Consider the following 18,214-nt stretch of genomic DNA (forward strand, 5'->3'; position numbering starts at 1 on the left):
CGTCGCTTCATGGATTACGCACCTACGACTAATCACTGCCCCTTCTGTCTTAGCGAAAACTGGCATGGCAACGCCCCGACGCTAGGTGATCGGCTGCTCTACCTGACGGGGCTCGGATTAGGAGGGCTGACTTACGTTCTGGTCCAGGCCTTCCTGTTCAAGCTCCAGTGGTGGCTCGGCTTCGAGGACAAATATCCGCTGCTGTCCCTCGCGACGGTGGGGATTGCGATCTACGCAGGGCAGCGTTTTTACCGGTGGTTTGTGGACCTCTGACCCTGGTTGGGTAGAGGATGCGGCGGGACGATGACGGCTCCCGCTGGAGCGCCTTCAGAGGGTAGCAATCTGCGCTCGTTGAGCAATGCGTTGAGCAGAAACACGAAGGCCCGCTGCGAGGCGGGCCTAAGTGCTTGTATTTGATGGTGCCGGCACCAGGAGTCGAACCCGGGACCTACTGATTACAAGTCAGTTGCTCTACCAGCTGAGCTATACCGGCGAAGAGGGCGACATTATAGCCAGCCGCCGCCAGGAGTAAACCACTGATTTTCCTGCCCGAATGCCGTTCGTCCTCAGTGCCCGGAGGCGGCCGCGCCGGGCTTGGCGCCGAACGGCGGGCGGGCCAGCCAGATGATCACCAGCAGGGCGAGGAACAGCCAGCCGAGCATGGTGAAGTAGTCGATGGTGGACATCATGTAGGCCTGGCTCTGCACCATCCGGTCGAGCAGCGCCGCGTTCGCCTGGGTGTTGCCGCCGAGCTGGGCGAGGGTTTCGTGGGTGGCCGGGTCGTAGAGGCTGATGTTTTCGCTGAGGTAGGCGTGGTGTTGCGTGGCGCGGCGGTTCCAGATCCAGGTGGTCAGCGAGGCGGCGAAGCTGCCGCCGAGGGTGCGCAGGAAGGTGGCCAGGCCGGAGCCGTCGGCGATCTGGTCGGGGGGCAGGTCGGAGAGCAGGATGCTCAGGATCGGCATGAAGAAGAACGCCACGCCGAGCCCCATGATCAACTGCACGATGGCGATGTGCTGGTAGTCGACCTCGGTGGTGAAGTTGGCGCGCATGAAGCAGGTGATGGCCATCGCCAGGAACGACAGGCCGGCGAGCATGCGCAGGTCGAAATGGTTGGCGTAGCGGCCGACCAGCGGCGAGAGGAACACCGGGAGGATGCCGATTGGCGCGGCGGCCAGCCCGGCCCAGGTGGCGGTGTAGCCCATCTGGGTCTGTAGCCATTGCGGGAGCAGCAGGTTGATGCCGAAGAACGCGGCATAGCCCAGCACCAGCGCCAGGGTGCCGGCGGCGAAGTTGCGGTGGGCGAACAGGCGCAGGTTGACGATCGGATGGCGGTCGGTGAATTCCCAGATGATGAAGAAGGCCAGGGCGATCGCCGCGATCAGCGCGCCGCCGACGATGAAGTTCGACTCGAACCAGTCCAGGTCGTTGCCCTTGTCGAGGACGATCTGCAGGGCGCCGACGCCGATCACCAGGGCGATCAGGCCGACGTAGTCCATCGGCGCCTTCTTGATCACCACCGGGCGTGCCTTCAGTTGCTGGTAGACGACGAAGGCGGCGAACAGGCCGACCGGCACGTTGATGAAGAAGATCCACGGCCAGCTGTAGTCGTCGGTGATCCAGCCGCCGAGGATCGGCCCGGCGATCGGCGCCACCACCGTGACCATCGCCAGCAGGGCCAGGGCCATGCCGCGCTTCGCCGGTGGGTAGATGGAGATCAGCAGGGTCTGGGTGATCGGATACAGCGGCCCGGCGACGAAGCCCTGCAAGGCGCGGAAGCCGACCAGAGAAGGCATCGACTGGGCGATGCCGCAGAGGAACGAGGCGAGTACGAACAGCAGCGCGGCGGCGATGAACAGGCGCACCTCGCCGACCCGCCGGGCCAGCCAGCCGGTCAGCGGCAGGGCGATGGCGTTGCTCACGGCGAACGAGGTGATCACCCAGGTGCCCTGTTCCGAACTCACCCCGAGGTTACCGGAGATGGTCGGCAGGGCGACGTTGGCGATGGTGGTGTCGAGCACCTGCATGAAAGTCGCCAGGGACAGGCCGATGGTCGCCATCACCAGGCTGGGCGGGGAGAAGCTGCTGCTTTCGCTCATGCTGGCGGGCTCAACGCTGGGCGGTCTTGCCGTGGTCTTCGGCGAGGTTGGCTTCGATCAGGCGTTCGATCAGCTTGTCGGCCGAGGCCAGTTGCTGCTGGTAGACATCGGTGGAGAACAGCGCTTCGCGCGGTGGCTGCTGGGCCAGGGCCGGGCCGCTCTGGTCGTGCAGGTCGACCTTGACGTCCATCGACAGGCCGATGCGCAGCGGATGCTTCTGCAATTCTTGCGGATCGATATGGATGCGCACCGGCACCCGCTGGACGATCTTGATCCAGTTGCCGGTGGCGTTCTGCGCCGGCAGCAGGGAGAACGCGCTGCCGGTTCCCACGCCGAGGCTGTCGACGGTGCCGCTGTAGCGCACGTCGCTGCCGTAGAGGTCGGAGCGGATCTCCACCGGCTGGCCGATACGCATGTGCTTGAGCTGGGTTTCCTTGAAGTTGGCGTCGATCCAGATCTGGTCCAGCGGGACCACGGCCATCAGCGCAGTGCCCGGTTGCACGCGCTGGCCGACCTGTACGCTGCGCTTGGCGACGTAGCCGGTGACCGGCGCGACGATGGTCGAGCGGGCGTCGTCCAGGTAGGCCTGGCGCAGTTGCGCGGCGGCGGCCTTGACGTCCGGATGGGAGGTGATCTGGGTGTCGTCGACCAGCGCGCGATTGGTGTTCAACTGCTGTTCCGAGCTGGTCAGCGAGGCTTTCGCGCTGTCCAGGGCGTCGCGGGCGTGGGCCAGTTCCTCCTGGGAAATGGCGCCGTCGTCGGCGAGGTTCTTGCGCCGCTTGTAGTCGGCCTCGGCCTTGGCCAGCGCGACCTTGCGGGTGGCGACCTCGGCGCGATAGCCGTCGACGTTGCTGAACAGCCCGCGCACCTGGCGTACGGTGTGGGCCAGGTTGGCCTCGGCGCGTTGGAGGGCGATGTCGGCGTCGCTGGGATCGAACCTGACCAGTTCCTGGCCCTTGCGCACCAGGTCGCCGTCGTCGGCGCCGATGCTGACCACGGTGCCGACGATCTGCGGGGTGATCTGTACCACGTTGCCGTTGATGTAGGCGTCGTCGGTGTCCTCGTGCCAGCGGCCGTAGAAGAACTCCCAGGCCACGCTGGCCAGGGTGGCGAGGACGATCACGGCGAGCAGGATCAGCAACCAGCGCTTGCGCTTCGGGTTGCCGGCGGGGGTTTCGCTGTTGGCGGTAGTCATGGTGGGTGCCTCGTTCATTCTGCCGGCGCTTTCGCGGTAGCGAGCGCAGCGGAGCGGGAATCGGGTTGGAAACCGCCGCCCAGGGCCTGGACCAGCTGGACGGAAAGATCGATCTGCTGGCTCTCCAGGCTGGCCAGCTGGCGTTCGGTGACCAGCAGTTGCTGTTGCACGCTGAGGGCGTCGAGGTAGCTGCCGACGCCTTCGCCGTAGCGACGCATGGCCAGGTCGAAGTTGGACCTGGCGATATCGCGGGCCTGGCGCTGGTCGATCACCTGCTGCTCCAGGGAGCGCAACTTGCCGAGGTTATCGCTGACCTCGCCGAGGGCCTGGACCAGCGTCTTGTTGTACTGGCCGACGGCCAGGTCGTAGTCGGCGTCGCGTTCGGCCAGGTTGGCGCGGCGGCGGCCACCGTCGAAGATCGGCAGGGAGATCGCCGGCGCCACCTGGAAGAAGCGGCTCGGCGCCTGCAACACGTCGCTGGTGTGCAGGGCGGCGAGGCCGGCCATCGCGCCGAGATTGAGGTTGGGATAGAACTCGGTCTTCGCCGAGTCGATGTTGCGGCGCGCCGCCTCGACCCGCCAGCGCGCGGCAACGATGTCGGCGCGGCGGCCGAGCAGTTCCGCCGGGAGTACCGAGGGCAGGCTCAGGCTGGCCGGGTTCAGCGGTTGCGGGCGCTGCAGTTCGAGACCGCGATCGGGCCCCTTGCCCAGCAGCACGGCGAGGGCGATGCGGGCGCTAGCGATGTCCTGCTCGGCGGCGCTGAGCTGCTGGCGGGCGGTGGCCAGCTGGGTCTGCGTCTGTTGCAGCTGGACCTTGCTGTCGAGCCCGGCGCTCATGCGCTTCTGGCTCAGCTCGGTCATGCGCTGCGAGCGCTTCAGTTCTTCCTCGGCGAGATCGCGCACGGTAAAGGCGTGGGCGAGGTCGCTGTAGGCGCGGGCGATGCTCGCCGAGAGGCCGATGCGCGCGGCCTGGCTGTCGATCCGGGCGGCATTGGCCTGGCCGAGGGCGGCTTCCCAGGCGGCGCGCTCGCCGCCCCAGAGGTCGAAGTCGTAGTTGAAGCCGAGCGACAGGTACTTGATCGCCGAATAGCGGCCGCCGAGCGGTGCCGGGGCCACGCTGGTCGGCGCGCGGATGCCGGAGTAGCTGGCCTTGGCGTCCAGCGTCGGCTGGCGCGCGGCATCTTGCGCCTGGGCCGTTGCCGCCGCCTGGCGCGCACGCGCCTCGGCGATCTGCAGGTCGGGGGTGCCTTGCAGGGCTTCGCCGATCAGTTGGTCGAGCTGCCGGTCGCCGAGCCCGGTCCACCAGTCCTGGCGCGGCCAGGCCGCTGGCGAAAGGGCTACGCCGTCCAGGCTCCTGCCCGCCTGGAGGGCGCCTGCCGGTTGCAGTCGGGCGTTCGGTTCCAGGCCTTCGGAAGTGACGCAGCCGGCGGCCAGCAGTATCGCCGAGGCCAGCGCCAATCGCTGCGGCCAGAGATGGAGAGGAGGGAAGGGCATGGATCAGGACTCCTGCAGGCTGGCCCGCGGGCAGCCGGCGTGTAGCAGAACCTTGGTCAGCAGATGGGTCAGCGTCTGCAATTCTTCCGTGCTCAGGCAGGCGACCAGCTCGTTCATCGCCGCCGAGGCGATCAGCGGAAGCTGCTCCTGGACCTTCCGTCCCGCTTCGCTGAGATCCAGGCGCAGGCAACGGCGGTCTTCGGGACAGCGGCCGCGCAGCAGCAGCCCTTTTTTCTCCAGGCGCGTCAGCATGCGCGTCATCGAGCCGCTGTCCACCGACAGCTCGCGACACAGTTCGACCGGACTGTTGGCACGGTTGAGACCGACGAAGATCAGCACCTTGAACTGGGCGGCGGTTATGTCCAGCGCGGCGAGGTGCTTCTCGAGGATGCGGTCCTTGGTCGCGGCACTGACGCCGATGAGCTGGCCAATGGAGCCCTTGAAGGGAAAGTCGGAGGCGCTGTAGTGACCCATGGTGGAGGGGATCGCTGTCTAGGCAGGGAAAGTGTTTCAAAATAATACTGCCTAGGCAGCGATTAACAAGAGGTCAACCGTTGCAATAAAAGAACAATCCGTTCCTTCGAACGTCATACGATGCCGTTTTGCAACTATTGTCGGTGCTGAAGTCCACTTTCGGATTAACCGGAAAGCCAGGCTTATGCACAAGTGGGCAAGGGATAGGAAGGAAACGCTCTAAGAGTCGCTGCGGTTATTTCGGTTGTTAACAAGATATTGTTTTATATGGATTTTATTTTTTCTGTTCATTTTTTGAACAGCATTGGCCGCCCCTGGATACGGGCCCCTCTGCAGATGTTTCCCAGAACTTGTCACCAGACTTATCCACAGGTTGTGTGGGCAACCATCCGGAACACCCGTATCAGCTGCGCTCCGCAAGGATCAGCAGGTTTCGCGGAGACAGGGAGGTCGGACAGAACTCGCCCAGGCGGACGCTATAGCCCTGTTCGACCAGATACAGGCAGCGGTCCAGCAGCAGCCAGAGTTCCAGCGGGCGGCGGAACAGGGCGCGCACCAGTTCCAGGTTGCGAACCATCGCCAGGCGCTTCCAGCCGGCCGCTTCCAGCGCCTGCCAGTCGCGCGCGGCCGGTTCGGGAAGTCCCTTGAGGACGGCGAGTTCGCGACAGTAGTCGGCGTATGGACGTTCCAGCCAGGCCACCGGAAGGGAAGGCACGCTCAGGTACTGGTCGATTCCGCGTAGCTCGCGCTGCAGCAGGTCGAAACCCAGGCGCCGGGCCATCGACTGGTCGCGCTGGCGACGGACCCGTTGGCTGGCGGTGACTGTCTCGCTCAGGGGTAGGCGCAGGTCGTCAAGCGATAGCGCGAGCAGCGATCGGCCTGCCGCTTGCGAGAGCGGCTGGTAGAAAGGCCCCGGAATGCGGTTGTAGCAGCATGGCGCCACCGCCAGTTGGCGACAGCCGGCCTGGCTGGCCAGGCGCAGCAGGCGCAGGTGTAGTTCGCCGCAAGCGTGCAGGGCCACTGGCGTATGCCCGGGAAGCAGGCGCTCGGCGCAGTCCGCGGCCAGCACATCCTGGCGGAGGTGGTGGGCGGAGAGCCCCAGGCGGTCGCTCAGGCGCTGTCCGTCGGCGACCAGCGCGGGATCGTGTTCGAGGCAGGTCAGCGGTTGCCCCGCATGGGCCAGCAGGCGGCCCAGATGGCCCTTGCCGGAGCACCAGTCGAGCCAGTGGACGACCGGCCGGGCGAACTGCAGGCGCCCGGCGAACAGGCCGATCTGCTGCCACTTGCGTCCCGGTACGTCGACGTTGAAGCGGTTCGGTGCCTGCGGGCGTTCCGCCAATGGCAGTTCGCCGACCGCGCCCAGCGCCGCGGCTTGGGCGGCGAGCTGCGGATAAGGCGCGGGCGCGGCCAGGCGGGTGGGCTGGTTGTGCTCCGCGTCGGCCTGTTCGAGGCTGCGCTCGCGCAGCCAGGACGCCAGCTCGGCGTGTTCGGCTTCCCACGCCAGGGTCGGTTCGCTGAACGGGCGGGGTCGCCAGAGCCGCTGGTGTTCGAGGAGGAACGCGTCCAGCGCGAGGAAGCGCTGCGACAGGGCGTCGCCAGTGAGGAACGGGAAGGTTTCGGACACGATGCGAGCGGCAGCGGGAAAACGGGGCGGCGATTATAGCCGCCCCGCAGGCATCGGAAAGCGCCCGCTCAGCGGCCCTGGGTGGCGTCGACCCGCAACCAGCGTTCGATCAGGCGGAAGATCCGCGTCAGCACGATGGTGATCACCAGGTACAGCGCGCCGGCTAGGCAGAAGAACAGCATCGATTCGTAGGTGCGGGCGATGATGGTCCGGGCCATGCCCATGATGTCGAACAGGGTCACGGTGTAGACCACCGCGCTGGCCTTGAGCATCAGGATCACTTCGTTGCTGTAGGCCGGCAGGCCGATGCGCACCGCGCGCGGCAGGATGATGTGCCAGAGCGCCTGGCGCCGCGACATGCCGAGGGCGCGGGCGGCCTCCACCTCGCCGACCGGCACCGAGTGGATCGCGCCGCGGAGGATCTCGGCGATATAGGCGGCGGTGTGCAGGGTCATGGTCAGCAGCGCGCACCAGTACGGATCGCGCAGGTAGGGCCAGAAGGCGCTCTTGCGCACTTCCTCGAACTGCGCCAGGCCGTAGTAGACGATGAACAGTTGCAGCAGCAGCGGCGTGCCGCGGAAGAAGAAGATGTAGGCGTACGGCACCGCGCGCACGTACCAGTGCCGCGAGGCGCGGGCGATGCCCAGCGGCAGGGCCAGGGCGAGCCCGGCGACCACCGCGATCGCCAGCAGCTCCAGGGTCAGCGCCGCGCCCTGGAGCATCTTCGGCATCCACTTGAGGATCAGCTCCCACTCGCTCATAGCTCGTTCCTCACGAAACCACGGCCGGCGCGACGTTCGAGGAAGTGCAGGGCGACCATGATGACGACCGTGAGGCTCAGGTAGATGGCGGCCGCGGTCATGTAGAAGGTGAAGGGTTCCTTGGTCGCGTTGGAGGCGACCTGCGCCTTGCGCATGATCTCGTCGAGGGTGATCAGCGACACCAGCGCGGTGTCCTTCAGCAGGATCAGGTACAAGTTGCCGAGGCCGGGCAGGGCGACCCGCCAGATCTGCGGCAGGACGATGCGCCAGAATATCCGACCGGGCGACAGGCCGAGCGCCTGGCCGGCCTCGCGATGGCCGCGCGGAATGGACAACAGCGCGCCGCGGAACACCTCGGTGGCGTAGGCGCCGAAGCACAGGCCGAGGGCCAGGGTGCCGGCGGCGAACGGCGAGAGCGCCAGGTCCGGCTTGCCGAAAAGGTCGCCGAGGGCGTTCAGGCCGCTCACCGTGCCGAAATAGATCATCAGTACCCAGAGCGTTTCCGGCACGCCACGGACGATGGTGGTGTAGGTGCCGCCGAGGAAACGCAGGGCCGCGTACTTCGAAGTCTTCGCGATGGCGCCGAGGAGGCCGAGCAACAGCCCCACGCAGACCGCCGCCAGCGACAGCTTGAGGGTCATCCAGGTACCGGCGAGCAGTTGCTCGCCGAACCCATGCAGGTCGAGAATCATGAGAAGTCAGGCCTGAAGGCGGCCACCGCCGGGACGCGCCCGGCGGTGGCCTGGCTTGGCATCAATAGATGCTGAAGGGGAAGTACTTGTCGTTGATCTTCTTGTAGGTACCGTCGGCGACGATTTCCTTCAGCGCGGCGTTGAGCTTCTCGCGCAGCGGGTCGCCCTTGCGCACGGCGATACCGATCTTGTCGTTGTCGAACACCGGTTCGCCCTTGAACTCGAACTCCTTGCCGGCGTCGCTCTTCAGCCAGTCGTACTGCACGAACTTGTCGGCCAGCACGCCGTCCAGGCGCCCCGAGGAGAGGTCGAGGTAGGCGTTCTCCTGGGTGTCGTAGAGCTTGATGGTGACCACGTCGGCCATGTTGTCTTCCAGCCAGGTGCCGGCGATGGTGGCGCGCTGGGCGCCGATCACCTTGCCCTTCAGGGAGTCCTTGTCGGTCTTGAAGTCGACGCTCTTCGGCGCGACGAACTGCAGCTTGTTGGTGTAGTAGGGATCGGTGAAGTCGACTGCCTGCTTGCGCTCGTCGGTGATCGACATGGACGCGACGATGAAGTCGAACTTCTTGGCGTTCAACGCCGGGATGATGCCGTCCCAGTCGGAGGTCACCACCTCGCACTCGGTCTTCATCTTGGCGCACAGCGCCTTGCCGATGTCGAGGTCGAAGCCGACCGCCTGGCCGCTGGCATCGATGCCGTTGAAGGGCGGGTAGGCGCCTTCGGTGCCGATGCGCAGCTTGTCGGCGGCGCTGGCGTCGAGGGCGAAGGCCAGGGTTGCAGCGGCGGCCAGCAGGATCTTCTTATAGTTCTTCATGCGGTGTTGCTCCGTTAGCGGTGGCTGGACATGAACTGTTTGCAGCGCGCCGACTGGGGGTTTTCGAAAACCTGTTGCGGCGTTCCCTGCTCTTCTACCAGGCCCTGGTGGAGGAATACCACCTCGCTGGAAACCTGGCGGGCGAAGCTCATTTCGTGGGTGACCAGCAGCATGGTCCGGCCCTCTTCGGCGAGCGCACGGATCACGTTAAGCACTTCCTGTACCATTTCCGGGTCGAGCGCCGAGGTGGGCTCGTCGAACAGGATCACCTTGGGTTGCATGGCCAGGGTCCGGGCGATGGCCGCGCGCTGCTGCTGGCCGCCGGAAAGTTGCGCGGGATAGCTGTGGCGCTTGTCGGCGATGCCGACCTTGGCCAGCAGGCCCTCGGCGATCTCGATCGCTTCGGCCTTGCTCTTGCCCAGTACGCGACGTGGCGCCTCGATCACGTTGTCGAGGATGCTCATGTGCGGCCACAGGTTGAAATTCTGGAAGACGAAACCGAGTTCGCTGCGCAGCCGGTTGATCTGCTGGCTGTCGGCGGCGACCAGGTCGCCGTTCTTGCTCTTCTTCAGGCGCAGCTCTTCGCCGGAGACCAGGATCTGGCCCTGGTGCGGGTTCTCCAGCAGGTTGATGCAGCGCAGGAAGGTGGATTTGCCCGAGCCGGACGATCCGAGGATGGAGATCACGTCGCCGTCGCGGGCGGTGAGGGAGATGCCCTTGAGCACTTCGAGGTCGCCGTAGCGCTTGTGCAGGTTACGGATTTCCAGTGCGGGGGTGGCCTCGGCCATGGATTTTCCTCTTGTTATTCGGATTGGAAGGGCCTTCCTGGCGAAGGCAAGCTAGCACAGCGCTTCAACCGGAGCCAAGCAGGCGGCGTGCCTCTGGAGCGGGGTTGGCGGCATCTTGTCGCATCGCTGCAGTGCGCTGTCGCGTAGGAACAAAACTGTCGGCTTTCGAAGAAAACTCCTGGCGAACCCTGACCTGAAGCAGAGCCTGGAGGTCGGTGCGCGCCCCGTTCCCGGGCATGCGGGACCGCCTATGGAGCCGCCGGCGGCTGCTCCGCGCGCGGCTCCGCCAGCACCTTGGCGGCGGCCAGCGGCGGCGGTGGGGTGATGCCCATCGACACATAGATGCTGGTGAAGGTGTCCATGCCGATCTGTGCCGGTTTCACCCATTCCACCGGAACGTAGAGCAGGCCGCCGCCCACCGGGATCGGCGCGGTCGGCACCAGGATCGCGTAGTGCGCGCGGCCGTCCAGTTCCACCGCTTCGGGGTTGGGCATCAGCGCCAGCACGGCGGCGCCGTCGCCGCCGAAGAAACACCACACCGGACTCATCGCGGCGATGTCGGCGTCCTGCTTCTTGTCCAGCAGGCCGACGAAACGGTCGGCCAGGTTGTACAGGTTGCCGATCAGCGGGGTGCGCCGCAGGGTCAGGTCGAACAGGTTGGCCAGCGGCCGCTTCAGGCCTAGCTGTACGCCGAGGCCAAGCAGGTAGATGGCTACCAGCAATAGCGCGGTACCGAGCAGGTAGGCCAGTGGCGAATCGCCGGCGAGCGGCTGGCCGATGGCGGCGAAGCCGCGACCGATCAGGCTGGATGGACCGACGAAGCGGTTCAGCAAGCTGACCACCCAGGCCAGCAAGGCTAGGGTGAGTACCAGCGGCAGCATCACCAGCAGGCCGGCGAGCCAGGTGGTGAGCAGGGAGTTGAAGTTTTTCTTCAGCATCGATCGGGGGTCCGGACAAGGTCCGCCTAGTCTATCGGCACTGCCTGGCTCACGCTCGGCCGTTCGCCGGGATGGGCGAAAGATCCGCCGCGGCGATTCGTCATTCCTTGTAGGCTGTGCGAGTCGCGTTCATTCCAGCAGGCCTTCACGGAGGGCGTATGGCGGAGAGAAAGACCCTGTTGCTGACCGGGGCGAGCCGCGGTATCGGGCATGCCACGGTGAAGTACTTCAATGCCGCGGGTTGGCGGGTGTTCACCGCGTCGCGGCAGAGCTGGGCCAGCGAATGTCCCTGGGCGGACGGCGAGGAAAACCACATCCATCTGGACCTGGAGGACATTCCCGGCGTCGAGGCCAGCCTGGAACTGATCCGCGAGAAGCTTGGCGACGGCCGGCTCCACGCGCTGGTGGACAATGCCGGCATCTCGCCCAAGGGCGAAGGCGGCGAGCGCCTCGGTGTGCTGGAAACCGACTACGCCACCTGGCTGCGGGTGTTCAACGTCAACCTGTTCTCCACCGCGCTGCTGGCGCGCGGCCTGTTCGCCGAGCTGAAGGCGGCGCAGGGAACGGTGATCAACGTGACCTCCATCGCCGGCTCGAAGGTGCATCCGTTCGCCGGGGTGGCCTACGCCACTTCCAAGGCGGCGTTGTCCGCGCTGACCCGCGAGATGGCCCACGACTTCGGCCCGCATGGGGTGCGGGTGAACGCCATCGCGCCGGGGGAGATCGACACCTCGATCCTGTCGCCGGGCACCGAGGAGATCGTCGAGCGCAGTATCCCGCTGCACCGCCTCGGCCGGCCGGAGGAGATCGCTTCGCTGATCTACTTCCTCTGCACCAGCGGCGCATCCTACGTGAATGGCGCGGAAATCCACGTCAACGGCGGGCAGCACGTCTAGGCGAACGGCGGAAAGCAAAAAGGCCCACCCGGAGGTGAGCCTTTTCGTCGTATTCATGGTGCCCAGGGACGGAATCGAACCGCCGACACGGGGATTTTCAATCCCCTGCTCTACCAACTGAGCTACCTGGGCAACGGGGCGCAATTAAACGGGTTTAGCGCGGCAGTGTCAACACCGGCGAAGAAATTTTTTTTGTTTTTTAACGCCTTACGATCCCCTCGCGGTTTCTGCCGGACTGCCGGGCCTCAGTTCCAGGCCTGGCGTTCCTCGTCGCGCAGCTCCACCGGCAGGCTCCGGCCTTCCTCGGCGGAGCGTCGTGCCAACTCCAGCAGGGCCATCAGCGCGCAGGCCTGTTGCGCCGACACCGGGTTGCGCGACTGGCCGCGGATGGCGGCGGCCAGCGCCTGGTAGTAGCGGCTCTGGTCGCCTGCCGGGGTGACCAGCGACTGGCGCAGGCCCTGGCCATCGATGTGCTGCAGCAGGTCGGGATCGCGGCCCCAGCCGGCGGAACCGGGGTGCAGTCCCTGGAGCAGTTGCGCTTCCTGGATGTCGGCGCCGGCCTTGAGCAGGCTGCCGTGGTCGCCGTGCACATTGAAGCGTGGCGCCGGATTGGCGGCGAGCATGCTGGCGCGCAGCGCTACCTGGCAGTGCGGATAATCGAGCAGGACCTCGAACCAGTCGTCGGTCAGCGCGCCCTCGCGCAGCCGGCGCAGGTGTCCGTGCACACGCTGCGGTACGCCGAACAGGCACAGTGCCTGGTCGAGCAGGTGCGGGCCGAGGTCGAACCACAGCCCGGAGCCGGGCAGGTCGTGTTCGCGCCAGCGGTCGCGGACCTGCGGACGGAAGCGCTCGATGGCCGACTCGAAGTAGCGCACCGGGCCGATGCTGCCGGCCTGCAGGGCGGCCTCCACGGCGAGGAAGTCGCTGTCGAAGCGCCGGTTCTGGAACACCGAGAGGACCTGCCCAGGCCGTTCACGGGCGAGGTCGGCGAGGCGCCGGGCTTCGGCCAGGGTGACGGTGAACGGCTTGTCCACCACCACGTGCTTGCCGGCGCGCAAGGCCCGTTCGGCGAGGCTGGCGTGGGTGGCATTGGGCGAGGCGATGACCACCAGGTCGATGTCGGCGGCCTCGATGGCCTCATCCGGATCGGCGCTGACCCGGGCTTCGGGCAGGTCGGCGTGCACCCGCCCAGGGTCGCGGGAGACCACGTGCTCCAGGCACAACGCCGGTACCGCGCGGATCAGCGGGGCGTGGAAGGTCTTGCCGGCGAAGCCGTAGCCGATCAGCGCGGTGCGGATCGGAGGCAGGCCAGAGAGGGATGGGGTCATGGCGGCCTCCGTCGGGCGGGGTGGGGGTCAGGCGGATGGCGGCACGTAGCCGTCGGCCTTGGCGTAGTCCTCGCCGGAGAGGAACTTGTCCATCTCCTGCTGGAGGAACTTGCGGTCCTCGGCGTTCATCATGTTCAGGCGACGCTCGTTGATCAGCATGGTCTGGTGCTTCTGCCACTCGTCCCAGGCCTTGCGCGACACGTTGTTGTAGATGTCCTCGCCCTTCGCGCCAGGATACGGCGGGCGGTCGAGGCCGGGCAGCTCTTCGTGGTATTTGCGGCACATCACGGTGCGGCTCATGGTCGTTCTCCTGCAGTTGCCGCCGGGCCCGCGGGCCCGGCATTCACGCGGCCGTGCCGCGTCCGAGTTCCTGTTCTGCGCGCTTGAGCAGCTTCTTCACCGGAGCGGCGAGGCCCAGGCGCGGCGGGGTGGCGAGGTTATACCAGAGCCAGTCGCCCTCGGCCACGGCGCGCGGAGCGCTTTCCACCGCCACCAGCCAGGGCTCGATGGCGAGCTGGAAATGACTGAAGGTATGGGTCAGGCCGCTCAGTTCGCGGCGCTCGCCGAGGGCCAGGGAATGGCGCGCGGCGAGCGGTTCGAGGCCGTCGAGGTCGTCCAGTTCGGGGAGGCTCCAGAGCCCGCCCCAGAGTCCGCTGGAAGGCCGCCGGTAGAGCAGTATGGCGCCGTCGCGGTTGGCCAGGATCGGCATCAGCGTGCGCTTCTGCGGCAACGCCTTGCGCGGCTTGGGCTGCGGATAATCGGCTTCGCGGCCGAGCAGGTGCGCGCGGCAGCCCGAGACCAGCGGGCAAAGCAGGCAACTGGGCTTGCTGCGCGTGCAGAGGGTGGCGCCGAGGTCCATCATCGCCTGGGTGTAGTGGTTGACCCGTGCGTGCGGGGTGAAGCGTTCGGCGGCTTCCCACAGCGCCCTGGCCACCTTCGGTTCGCCGGGATAGCCGTCCTGCGCCAGGTAGCGCGCCAGTACGCGCTTGACGTTGCCGTCGAGGATCGGTGCGCGCAGGCCCATCGACAGGCTGGCGATGGCTCCAGCGGTGGAGCGGCCGATGCCGGGCAGTTCGGCGAGTTGCTCGACGTCGCGGGGGAACTCCCCCGCATGCCGCTCGACCACGATCTGCGCGGTCTTGTGCAGGTTGCGCGCACGGCTGTAGTAGCCGAGCCCGGTCCACAGGTGCAGGACTTCGTCCTCGGCCGCCGCGGCCAGTGCCTCGACGTCGGGCAACGCTGCCATGAAACGGTCGAAGTAACCGAGCACGGTGCTGACCTGGGTCTGCTGCAGCATGATTTCCGAGACCCACACCCGGTAGGGGGTGATGCCCTGCTGCCAGGGCAGATCCTTGCGACCGTGACGGTCGTACCAGTCGAGGACCGCGCCGTTGAAGCCTTCAGGTGTCATTTGCGGTTGAACAGCCCTTTGAGTGCGTCTTTCAGCTCCGGACTGACCTTGTCGCCGAGCTTCTCTTCGAGTTTTTCGTTGAGGCGATTGCCGGCCAGTTTCGCGGCGACCTTACCCATGCCTTCCTTGTCCAGGCGGCAGGCCTTGGCGCCGAGTTCCAGCGGGCCGCGGCAGAGCAGCGGCCATTCGATGCCGGCGTAGCGCTGGTTGACCTGGCAGGCCGGGTCCGGCATGTCGCTCTTGTCGCCCTGGATCTCCACGCCGATGCGATAGTCCATGCCCAGCACGCGCAGGTCGATATCGCCGTGGCCGCTGACCGCCAGGCCGGGAATGGCCACTTTCAGGTCAGGGTTGCTGGCCACGCCGTTGGTGAAGTTCAGGCTGCCCTTGAGCTCGCGGAAAGGCGTGTCCTTGCCGCCGTGAGTACCGGCAAGGGCCTTGCGGTTGAGGGTAGCGATGCCCTGGCAGAGCTGTTGCTCCAGGTTGGCGTCGGGCAGCACGCCGTTGATCAGGCTGAAGCGTGCGTTGCCGTTGAGATGGTCGATCCAGGATTTCTCGCTGTTGCCGCTGGTGCGGATGTCGGCATCGAGGTCGAGCAGCCCCTTCACCGGCGGTTTCTTGCCCTGGGCTTCGAGCAGGCGCTCCACCGGCACGTTGGCGATGTGCTTGGTGGCGGTCAGCACGGCGCTGTCCTGGCGTACATCGAGGTTGGCCTTGGCGTTGAAGCGGCCGTTGTACAGCCCGCCGCGCATGTCGTCGAGGCTGATCACGCCGCCCTGGCCGCGCAGCTTCAGGCTGGCGTCGTCGATCGGCAGCTTCTCGACGGTCAGCCGGCCGAAGTTCAGCGCCACGTCCAGGTCGAGCTTGCGCAGGGTCGCGATGGGCAGCAGCGGCGCGTCGCTCCAGGCCTGCCTGGTCGGTTTTTCCGGTAGCGGCGTGTTGCCCTGGGCGGCACTGGCCACGGTGGCGTCGACTTCCGCCTTGCGCGTGGCGCTGGCGGCATCCTGGGCTTGCTTGGCCTTGGCCGGCAGGTAGCGGTCGAGGTCGAGCTTGTCGCCCTTGAGCTGGGCGCGCAGCGATTGCCTGGCGAAATCGGCGATGCCGAAGCGGCCGCTGAAGGCAGTGTCGTCCAGACCCAGCTTGAGGTCTTCGAGATTCAGGCTGTTGCGGCTGCCGGCCAGGCGGGTGTTCAGCTCGAACTTGCCGAGGGTGTTGGCATCGGCCATGGCCGGCAGGGTCACACCGATGCCGGCGAGGAACTCGCGCAGGTTCATCGGCGCGATCGACAGGCCGCCGCTGAACTTGGTGTCCTTGTCCAGCTCGCGGGCCTTCAGTTCGCCGAGGGCGCGCAACTGGTTGACGCTCAGCTTCAGGCCGTTCCACTCGGCGATCTGCGCCGACTGGTCGAGCAGCAACTGGCCCTGGGCGGAGAAGGTGGCGGTCTTGCCTTGCAGCGGCTCGCCCGAGGCTTCGCCGGAGAGCCTGGCGTCTTCCAGTTGGTAGCGCCTGAGCGCGGTGTCGAAGCGCAGGTTGCCGGTCAGCTCGGTCTTGACCCGTACCACCGGCTGGTTGGTGCCGAGGTAGGCGTTGAGCTTCAGCGGAATGCTGCTGCCTTCGCGAATGGCGCCGGTGCTCAGCTCGATGCCCTCGACGTTGTACTGCTTGCCGCTGGCTTCGTCGGTATAGGTGACGCGGGCGTTGTTGACGTTGAGGCTGTCGATGTCGAGCTTGATCGGGGTGCGCGGGCTGTCGTTCTGCGGCGCCTGCTCCGGTGCCTGCGCCTGGGCGCCCTTGCCGTCCGCTGCCGGCGGGGTGGCGGAAGGAGCGGCCGGGGCCTGGGGCTGGGCCGGCTTGCCGATGTTTTCCCAGTTGCCCTTGCCCTGCTTGTCGCGGACCAGGTCCAGGCTCAGGCCTTCGACGCGGATCGCGCTCATCTGCACGTCCTTGCGCAGCAGCGGCAGGACCCGCACCGACAGGCCGAGCATCTGCAGGTCGGCGAACGGCTTGGTCGGCGTGGCGGCGCTGGCGATGCTGGTGTCGTGCAGTTCCAGGCCCAGCCAGGGGAACAGGCTCCAGCCGATGTCGCCCTTCAGGTCCAGCTCCAGGTTGGCCTTGTCGCGGGCGATCTGGCGGATTTCGTCCTTGTAGTCATTGGGATCGAACAGGTGGGTCAGGGCGAAGCCCAGGGCCACGACGAGCAGTAAGAGTCCCAGGAAGAACAGCCCCAGGACCTTGCCGAATGCTTTCATGGACGAATCCTTTGTGCTGGCAGCGGTGAATGTGCGGGCGAGTATAACAACGCCGTTTTGCCAGGCCGACCCTGCGCGCGGCGAAACCTCGTCTCAGAGTGCGCGGGCGACCCGTTCGGCGAGCGCCAGGCTGGCGGTGAGGCCGGGCGACTCGATGCCGAACAGGTTGACCAGGCCGGGCAGGCCGTGTTCGGCAGGGGTTTGGATGATGAAGTCGGCGGCGGGTTCCCCCGGCCCGCCGAGCTTGGGCCGGATGCCGGCGTAGCCGGCGGCCAGGCGCCGAGGATCGATGCCGGGGAAGTAGCGCGAGATGGCCTGGGCGAAGGCGGGGCAGAGGGATTCGTCGACGCGGTAGTCGAGGTTGTCCACGTAATTCACGTCGGGACCGAAGCGCAACTGGCCGCCGAGGTCGAGGGTGGCGTGGATGCCGAGCCCGGCGGTGCGCGCCTCGGGCATCGGGTAGACCAGGTGGCGGAACGGCGAGCGGCCGCTGTAGGAGAAATAGCGCCCCTGGCACAGGTGCAGCGCCGGCACCAGGCGCGGATCGAGGCCTTCGGTGCGTTGCGCCAGCGCCTGGGCGAACAGGCCGCCGGCATTGACCACCCAGCCCGCGCGCAACCGGAACGCTTCGCCGACGCTCTGTCCTTCGGCGCGCCAGCCGCCGGCGTGGCGCTCCAGGCGGTCGACCCGGGTGTCCAGCGCCAGTTGTGCGCCGTGGCGTTCGGCGACGGCCTGCAGCGATTGCAGGTAGGCGTGGCTGTCGATGATTCCCGTGCTCGGCGAGAGCAGGGCGGCGACCCCGCGGACCTGGGGCTCCAGCGCGCGCAGCGTGGTGCCGTCCAGCGGCATCAGGTCGTCGACCCCGCAGGCGCGTGCGTTGGCCGCCAGGGCCTGGAGCCTCTCGCGCTCGTTTTCCTCCACCGCCACCAGCAGCTTGCCGATGCGCCGGTGGCCGACGCCGTGGCGGGCGCACCAGGCGTACAGGCGTTCGCGGCCTTCCAGGCAGAGATCGGCCTTGAGCGAGCCGGGCGGGTAGTAGAGGCCGGCGTGGATCACTTCGGAATTGCGACTGGAGGTGTGGCTACCGACCAGCCGTTCGCGCTCCGCCACCAGTACGCCGTGGCCGGCTTCGGCCAGGCGCGCGGCGCAGGCCAGGCCGAGGGCGCCGGCGCCGACTACCAGTACGTCGACGTCGTTCATGCGTCGCTGGCTGCGCGCTGCAGCACGGCGATGATCGCTGCCCGCGCCTGCGGGCTGTTCTTCCAGCAACTGGAGCCGGTCAGGGCCGCGCCCTGGGCGAGGATACTCGCGGCGTCGCAGTCGCGCAGCCGGACGAAGCTGTCCAGGCCCATCTGCTCCAGGCGTTGCAGCACGGTCGGGCCGACCCCCTTGAGGGCAAGCAGGGCGGCGCGTTCGGCGGAGGAAAAGGACATGGCGAAGCTCCGTGGCGGGGAC

At 66.9% G+C, this 18,214-nt stretch carries 18 protein-coding genes and 2 tRNA genes; 2 read left to right on the forward strand and 18 right to left on the reverse strand.

Annotated elements, in window-relative coordinates; all coding sequences use genetic code 11:
- Nucleotides 1-9: 9 nt before the first annotated feature.
- Nucleotides 10-273, forward strand: a complete 264-nt coding sequence (locus tag FHW81_RS09110) for a hypothetical protein (RefSeq protein ID WP_023090942.1) — start codon at nucleotides 10-12, stop codon at nucleotides 271-273.
- A gap of 144 nt (nucleotides 274-417) precedes the next feature.
- Here FHW81_RS09110 and FHW81_RS09115 read toward each other — a convergent pair.
- The 11 genes from FHW81_RS09115 to FHW81_RS09165 all read right to left on the reverse strand — a co-directional run bounded on the left by FHW81_RS09115 (nucleotide 418) and on the right by FHW81_RS09165 (nucleotide 10,875).
- Nucleotides 418-493 (reverse strand) — tRNA-Thr (locus FHW81_RS09115).
- Between the two features lie 73 nt (nucleotides 494-566).
- Entirely contained in the window at nucleotides 567-2,096 is a 1,530-nt protein-coding gene (locus tag FHW81_RS09120) for a DHA2 family efflux MFS transporter permease subunit (RefSeq protein ID WP_003096173.1), read from the reverse strand.
- Nucleotides 2,097-2,106: 10 nt separating this feature from the next.
- Nucleotides 2,107-3,291 (reverse strand): efflux RND transporter periplasmic adaptor subunit, encoded by a 1,185-nt coding sequence (locus tag FHW81_RS09125; protein WP_003105511.1) that lies wholly within the window; start codon nucleotides 3,289-3,291, stop codon nucleotides 2,107-2,109.
- 14 nt (nucleotides 3,292-3,305) lie between these two features.
- Nucleotides 3,306-4,784, reverse strand: coding sequence for an efflux transporter outer membrane subunit (locus tag FHW81_RS09130; protein WP_003158393.1), 1,479 nt, complete (start codon nucleotides 4,782-4,784; stop codon nucleotides 3,306-3,308).
- Between the two features lie 3 nt (nucleotides 4,785-4,787).
- Entirely contained in the window at nucleotides 4,788-5,258 is a 471-nt protein-coding gene (locus FHW81_RS09135) for a MarR family winged helix-turn-helix transcriptional regulator (protein ID WP_003105547.1), read from the reverse strand.
- Nucleotides 5,259-5,661: 403 nt separating this feature from the next.
- Nucleotides 5,662-6,882, reverse strand: a complete 1,221-nt coding sequence (locus FHW81_RS09140) for a methyltransferase (protein ID WP_106120538.1) — start codon at nucleotides 6,880-6,882, stop codon at nucleotides 5,662-5,664.
- A gap of 68 nt (nucleotides 6,883-6,950) precedes the next feature.
- On the reverse strand, nucleotides 6,951-7,643 hold the full coding sequence (locus FHW81_RS09145) for an ABC transporter permease (RefSeq protein ID WP_003096163.1): 693 nt from the start codon (nucleotides 7,641-7,643) through the stop codon (nucleotides 6,951-6,953).
- Nucleotides 7,640-8,335, reverse strand: coding sequence for an ABC transporter permease (locus FHW81_RS09150; RefSeq protein ID WP_003105543.1), 696 nt, complete (start codon nucleotides 8,333-8,335; stop codon nucleotides 7,640-7,642). Before FHW81_RS09150 ends, FHW81_RS09145 begins: the two co-directional genes overlap by 4 nt.
- A 61-nt stretch (nucleotides 8,336-8,396) precedes the next feature.
- Complete coding sequence (locus tag FHW81_RS09155; protein ID WP_003096156.1) at nucleotides 8,397-9,149, reverse strand: ABC transporter substrate-binding protein; 753 nt, start codon at nucleotides 9,147-9,149, stop codon at nucleotides 8,397-8,399.
- Between the two features lie 14 nt (nucleotides 9,150-9,163).
- Entirely contained in the window at nucleotides 9,164-9,937 is a 774-nt protein-coding gene (locus FHW81_RS09160) for an ABC transporter ATP-binding protein (protein ID WP_003096153.1), read from the reverse strand.
- A gap of 248 nt (nucleotides 9,938-10,185) precedes the next feature.
- Nucleotides 10,186-10,875 carry a DUF502 domain-containing protein gene (locus tag FHW81_RS09165; protein ID WP_429478423.1) on the reverse strand — a complete coding sequence of 230 codons (690 nt, stop codon included), beginning with the start codon at nucleotides 10,873-10,875 and terminating at the stop codon, nucleotides 10,186-10,188.
- 158 nt (nucleotides 10,876-11,033) lie between these two features.
- Between FHW81_RS09165 and FHW81_RS09170 the strand changes: the two genes are divergently transcribed.
- Nucleotides 11,034-11,771: an SDR family NAD(P)-dependent oxidoreductase gene (locus FHW81_RS09170; protein ID WP_003096148.1), complete on the forward strand. Its 738-nt coding sequence runs from the start codon at nucleotides 11,034-11,036 to the stop codon at nucleotides 11,769-11,771.
- Between the two features lie 56 nt (nucleotides 11,772-11,827).
- Here the strand turns inward: FHW81_RS09170 and FHW81_RS09175 are convergent.
- The 7 genes from FHW81_RS09175 to FHW81_RS09205 form a co-directional block, all read right to left on the reverse strand.
- Nucleotides 11,828-11,903, reverse strand: a tRNA-Phe gene (locus FHW81_RS09175).
- A 113-nt stretch (nucleotides 11,904-12,016) separates the two neighbouring features.
- Entirely contained in the window at nucleotides 12,017-13,099 is a 1,083-nt protein-coding gene (locus FHW81_RS09180) for an oxidoreductase (RefSeq protein ID WP_003112619.1), read from the reverse strand.
- 27 nt (nucleotides 13,100-13,126) lie between these two features.
- The gene (locus FHW81_RS09185) at nucleotides 13,127-13,399 is read right to left on the reverse strand and encodes an oxidative damage protection protein (protein ID WP_003096100.1); all 273 of its coding nucleotides are present in this window, start codon (nucleotides 13,397-13,399) and stop codon (nucleotides 13,127-13,129) included.
- A gap of 43 nt (nucleotides 13,400-13,442) precedes the next feature.
- On the reverse strand, nucleotides 13,443-14,510 hold the full coding sequence (gene mutY / locus FHW81_RS09190) for an A/G-specific adenine glycosylase (RefSeq protein ID WP_004352428.1): 1,068 nt from the start codon (nucleotides 14,508-14,510) through the stop codon (nucleotides 13,443-13,445).
- On the reverse strand, nucleotides 14,507-16,759 hold the full coding sequence (locus FHW81_RS09195; protein ID WP_003105535.1) for an AsmA family protein: 2,253 nt from the start codon (nucleotides 16,757-16,759) through the stop codon (nucleotides 14,507-14,509). Before FHW81_RS09195 ends, mutY begins: the two co-directional genes overlap by 4 nt.
- Nucleotides 16,760-16,852: 93 nt before the next feature.
- Nucleotides 16,853-17,959, reverse strand: coding sequence for an NAD(P)/FAD-dependent oxidoreductase (locus tag FHW81_RS09200; protein WP_106120539.1), 1,107 nt, complete (start codon nucleotides 17,957-17,959; stop codon nucleotides 16,853-16,855).
- Nucleotides 17,956-18,192, reverse strand: a complete 237-nt coding sequence (locus FHW81_RS09205; RefSeq protein WP_003121252.1) for a hypothetical protein — start codon at nucleotides 18,190-18,192, stop codon at nucleotides 17,956-17,958. The genes FHW81_RS09200 and FHW81_RS09205 overlap by 4 nt, the downstream gene beginning before the upstream one ends.
- Nucleotides 18,193-18,214: the final 22 nt, after the last annotated feature.

This window comes from Pseudomonas sp. RC10-4-2 (assembly GCF_050433085.1).
Taxonomy (GTDB): Bacteria; Pseudomonadota; Gammaproteobacteria; order Pseudomonadales; family Pseudomonadaceae; genus Pseudomonas; species Pseudomonas aeruginosa.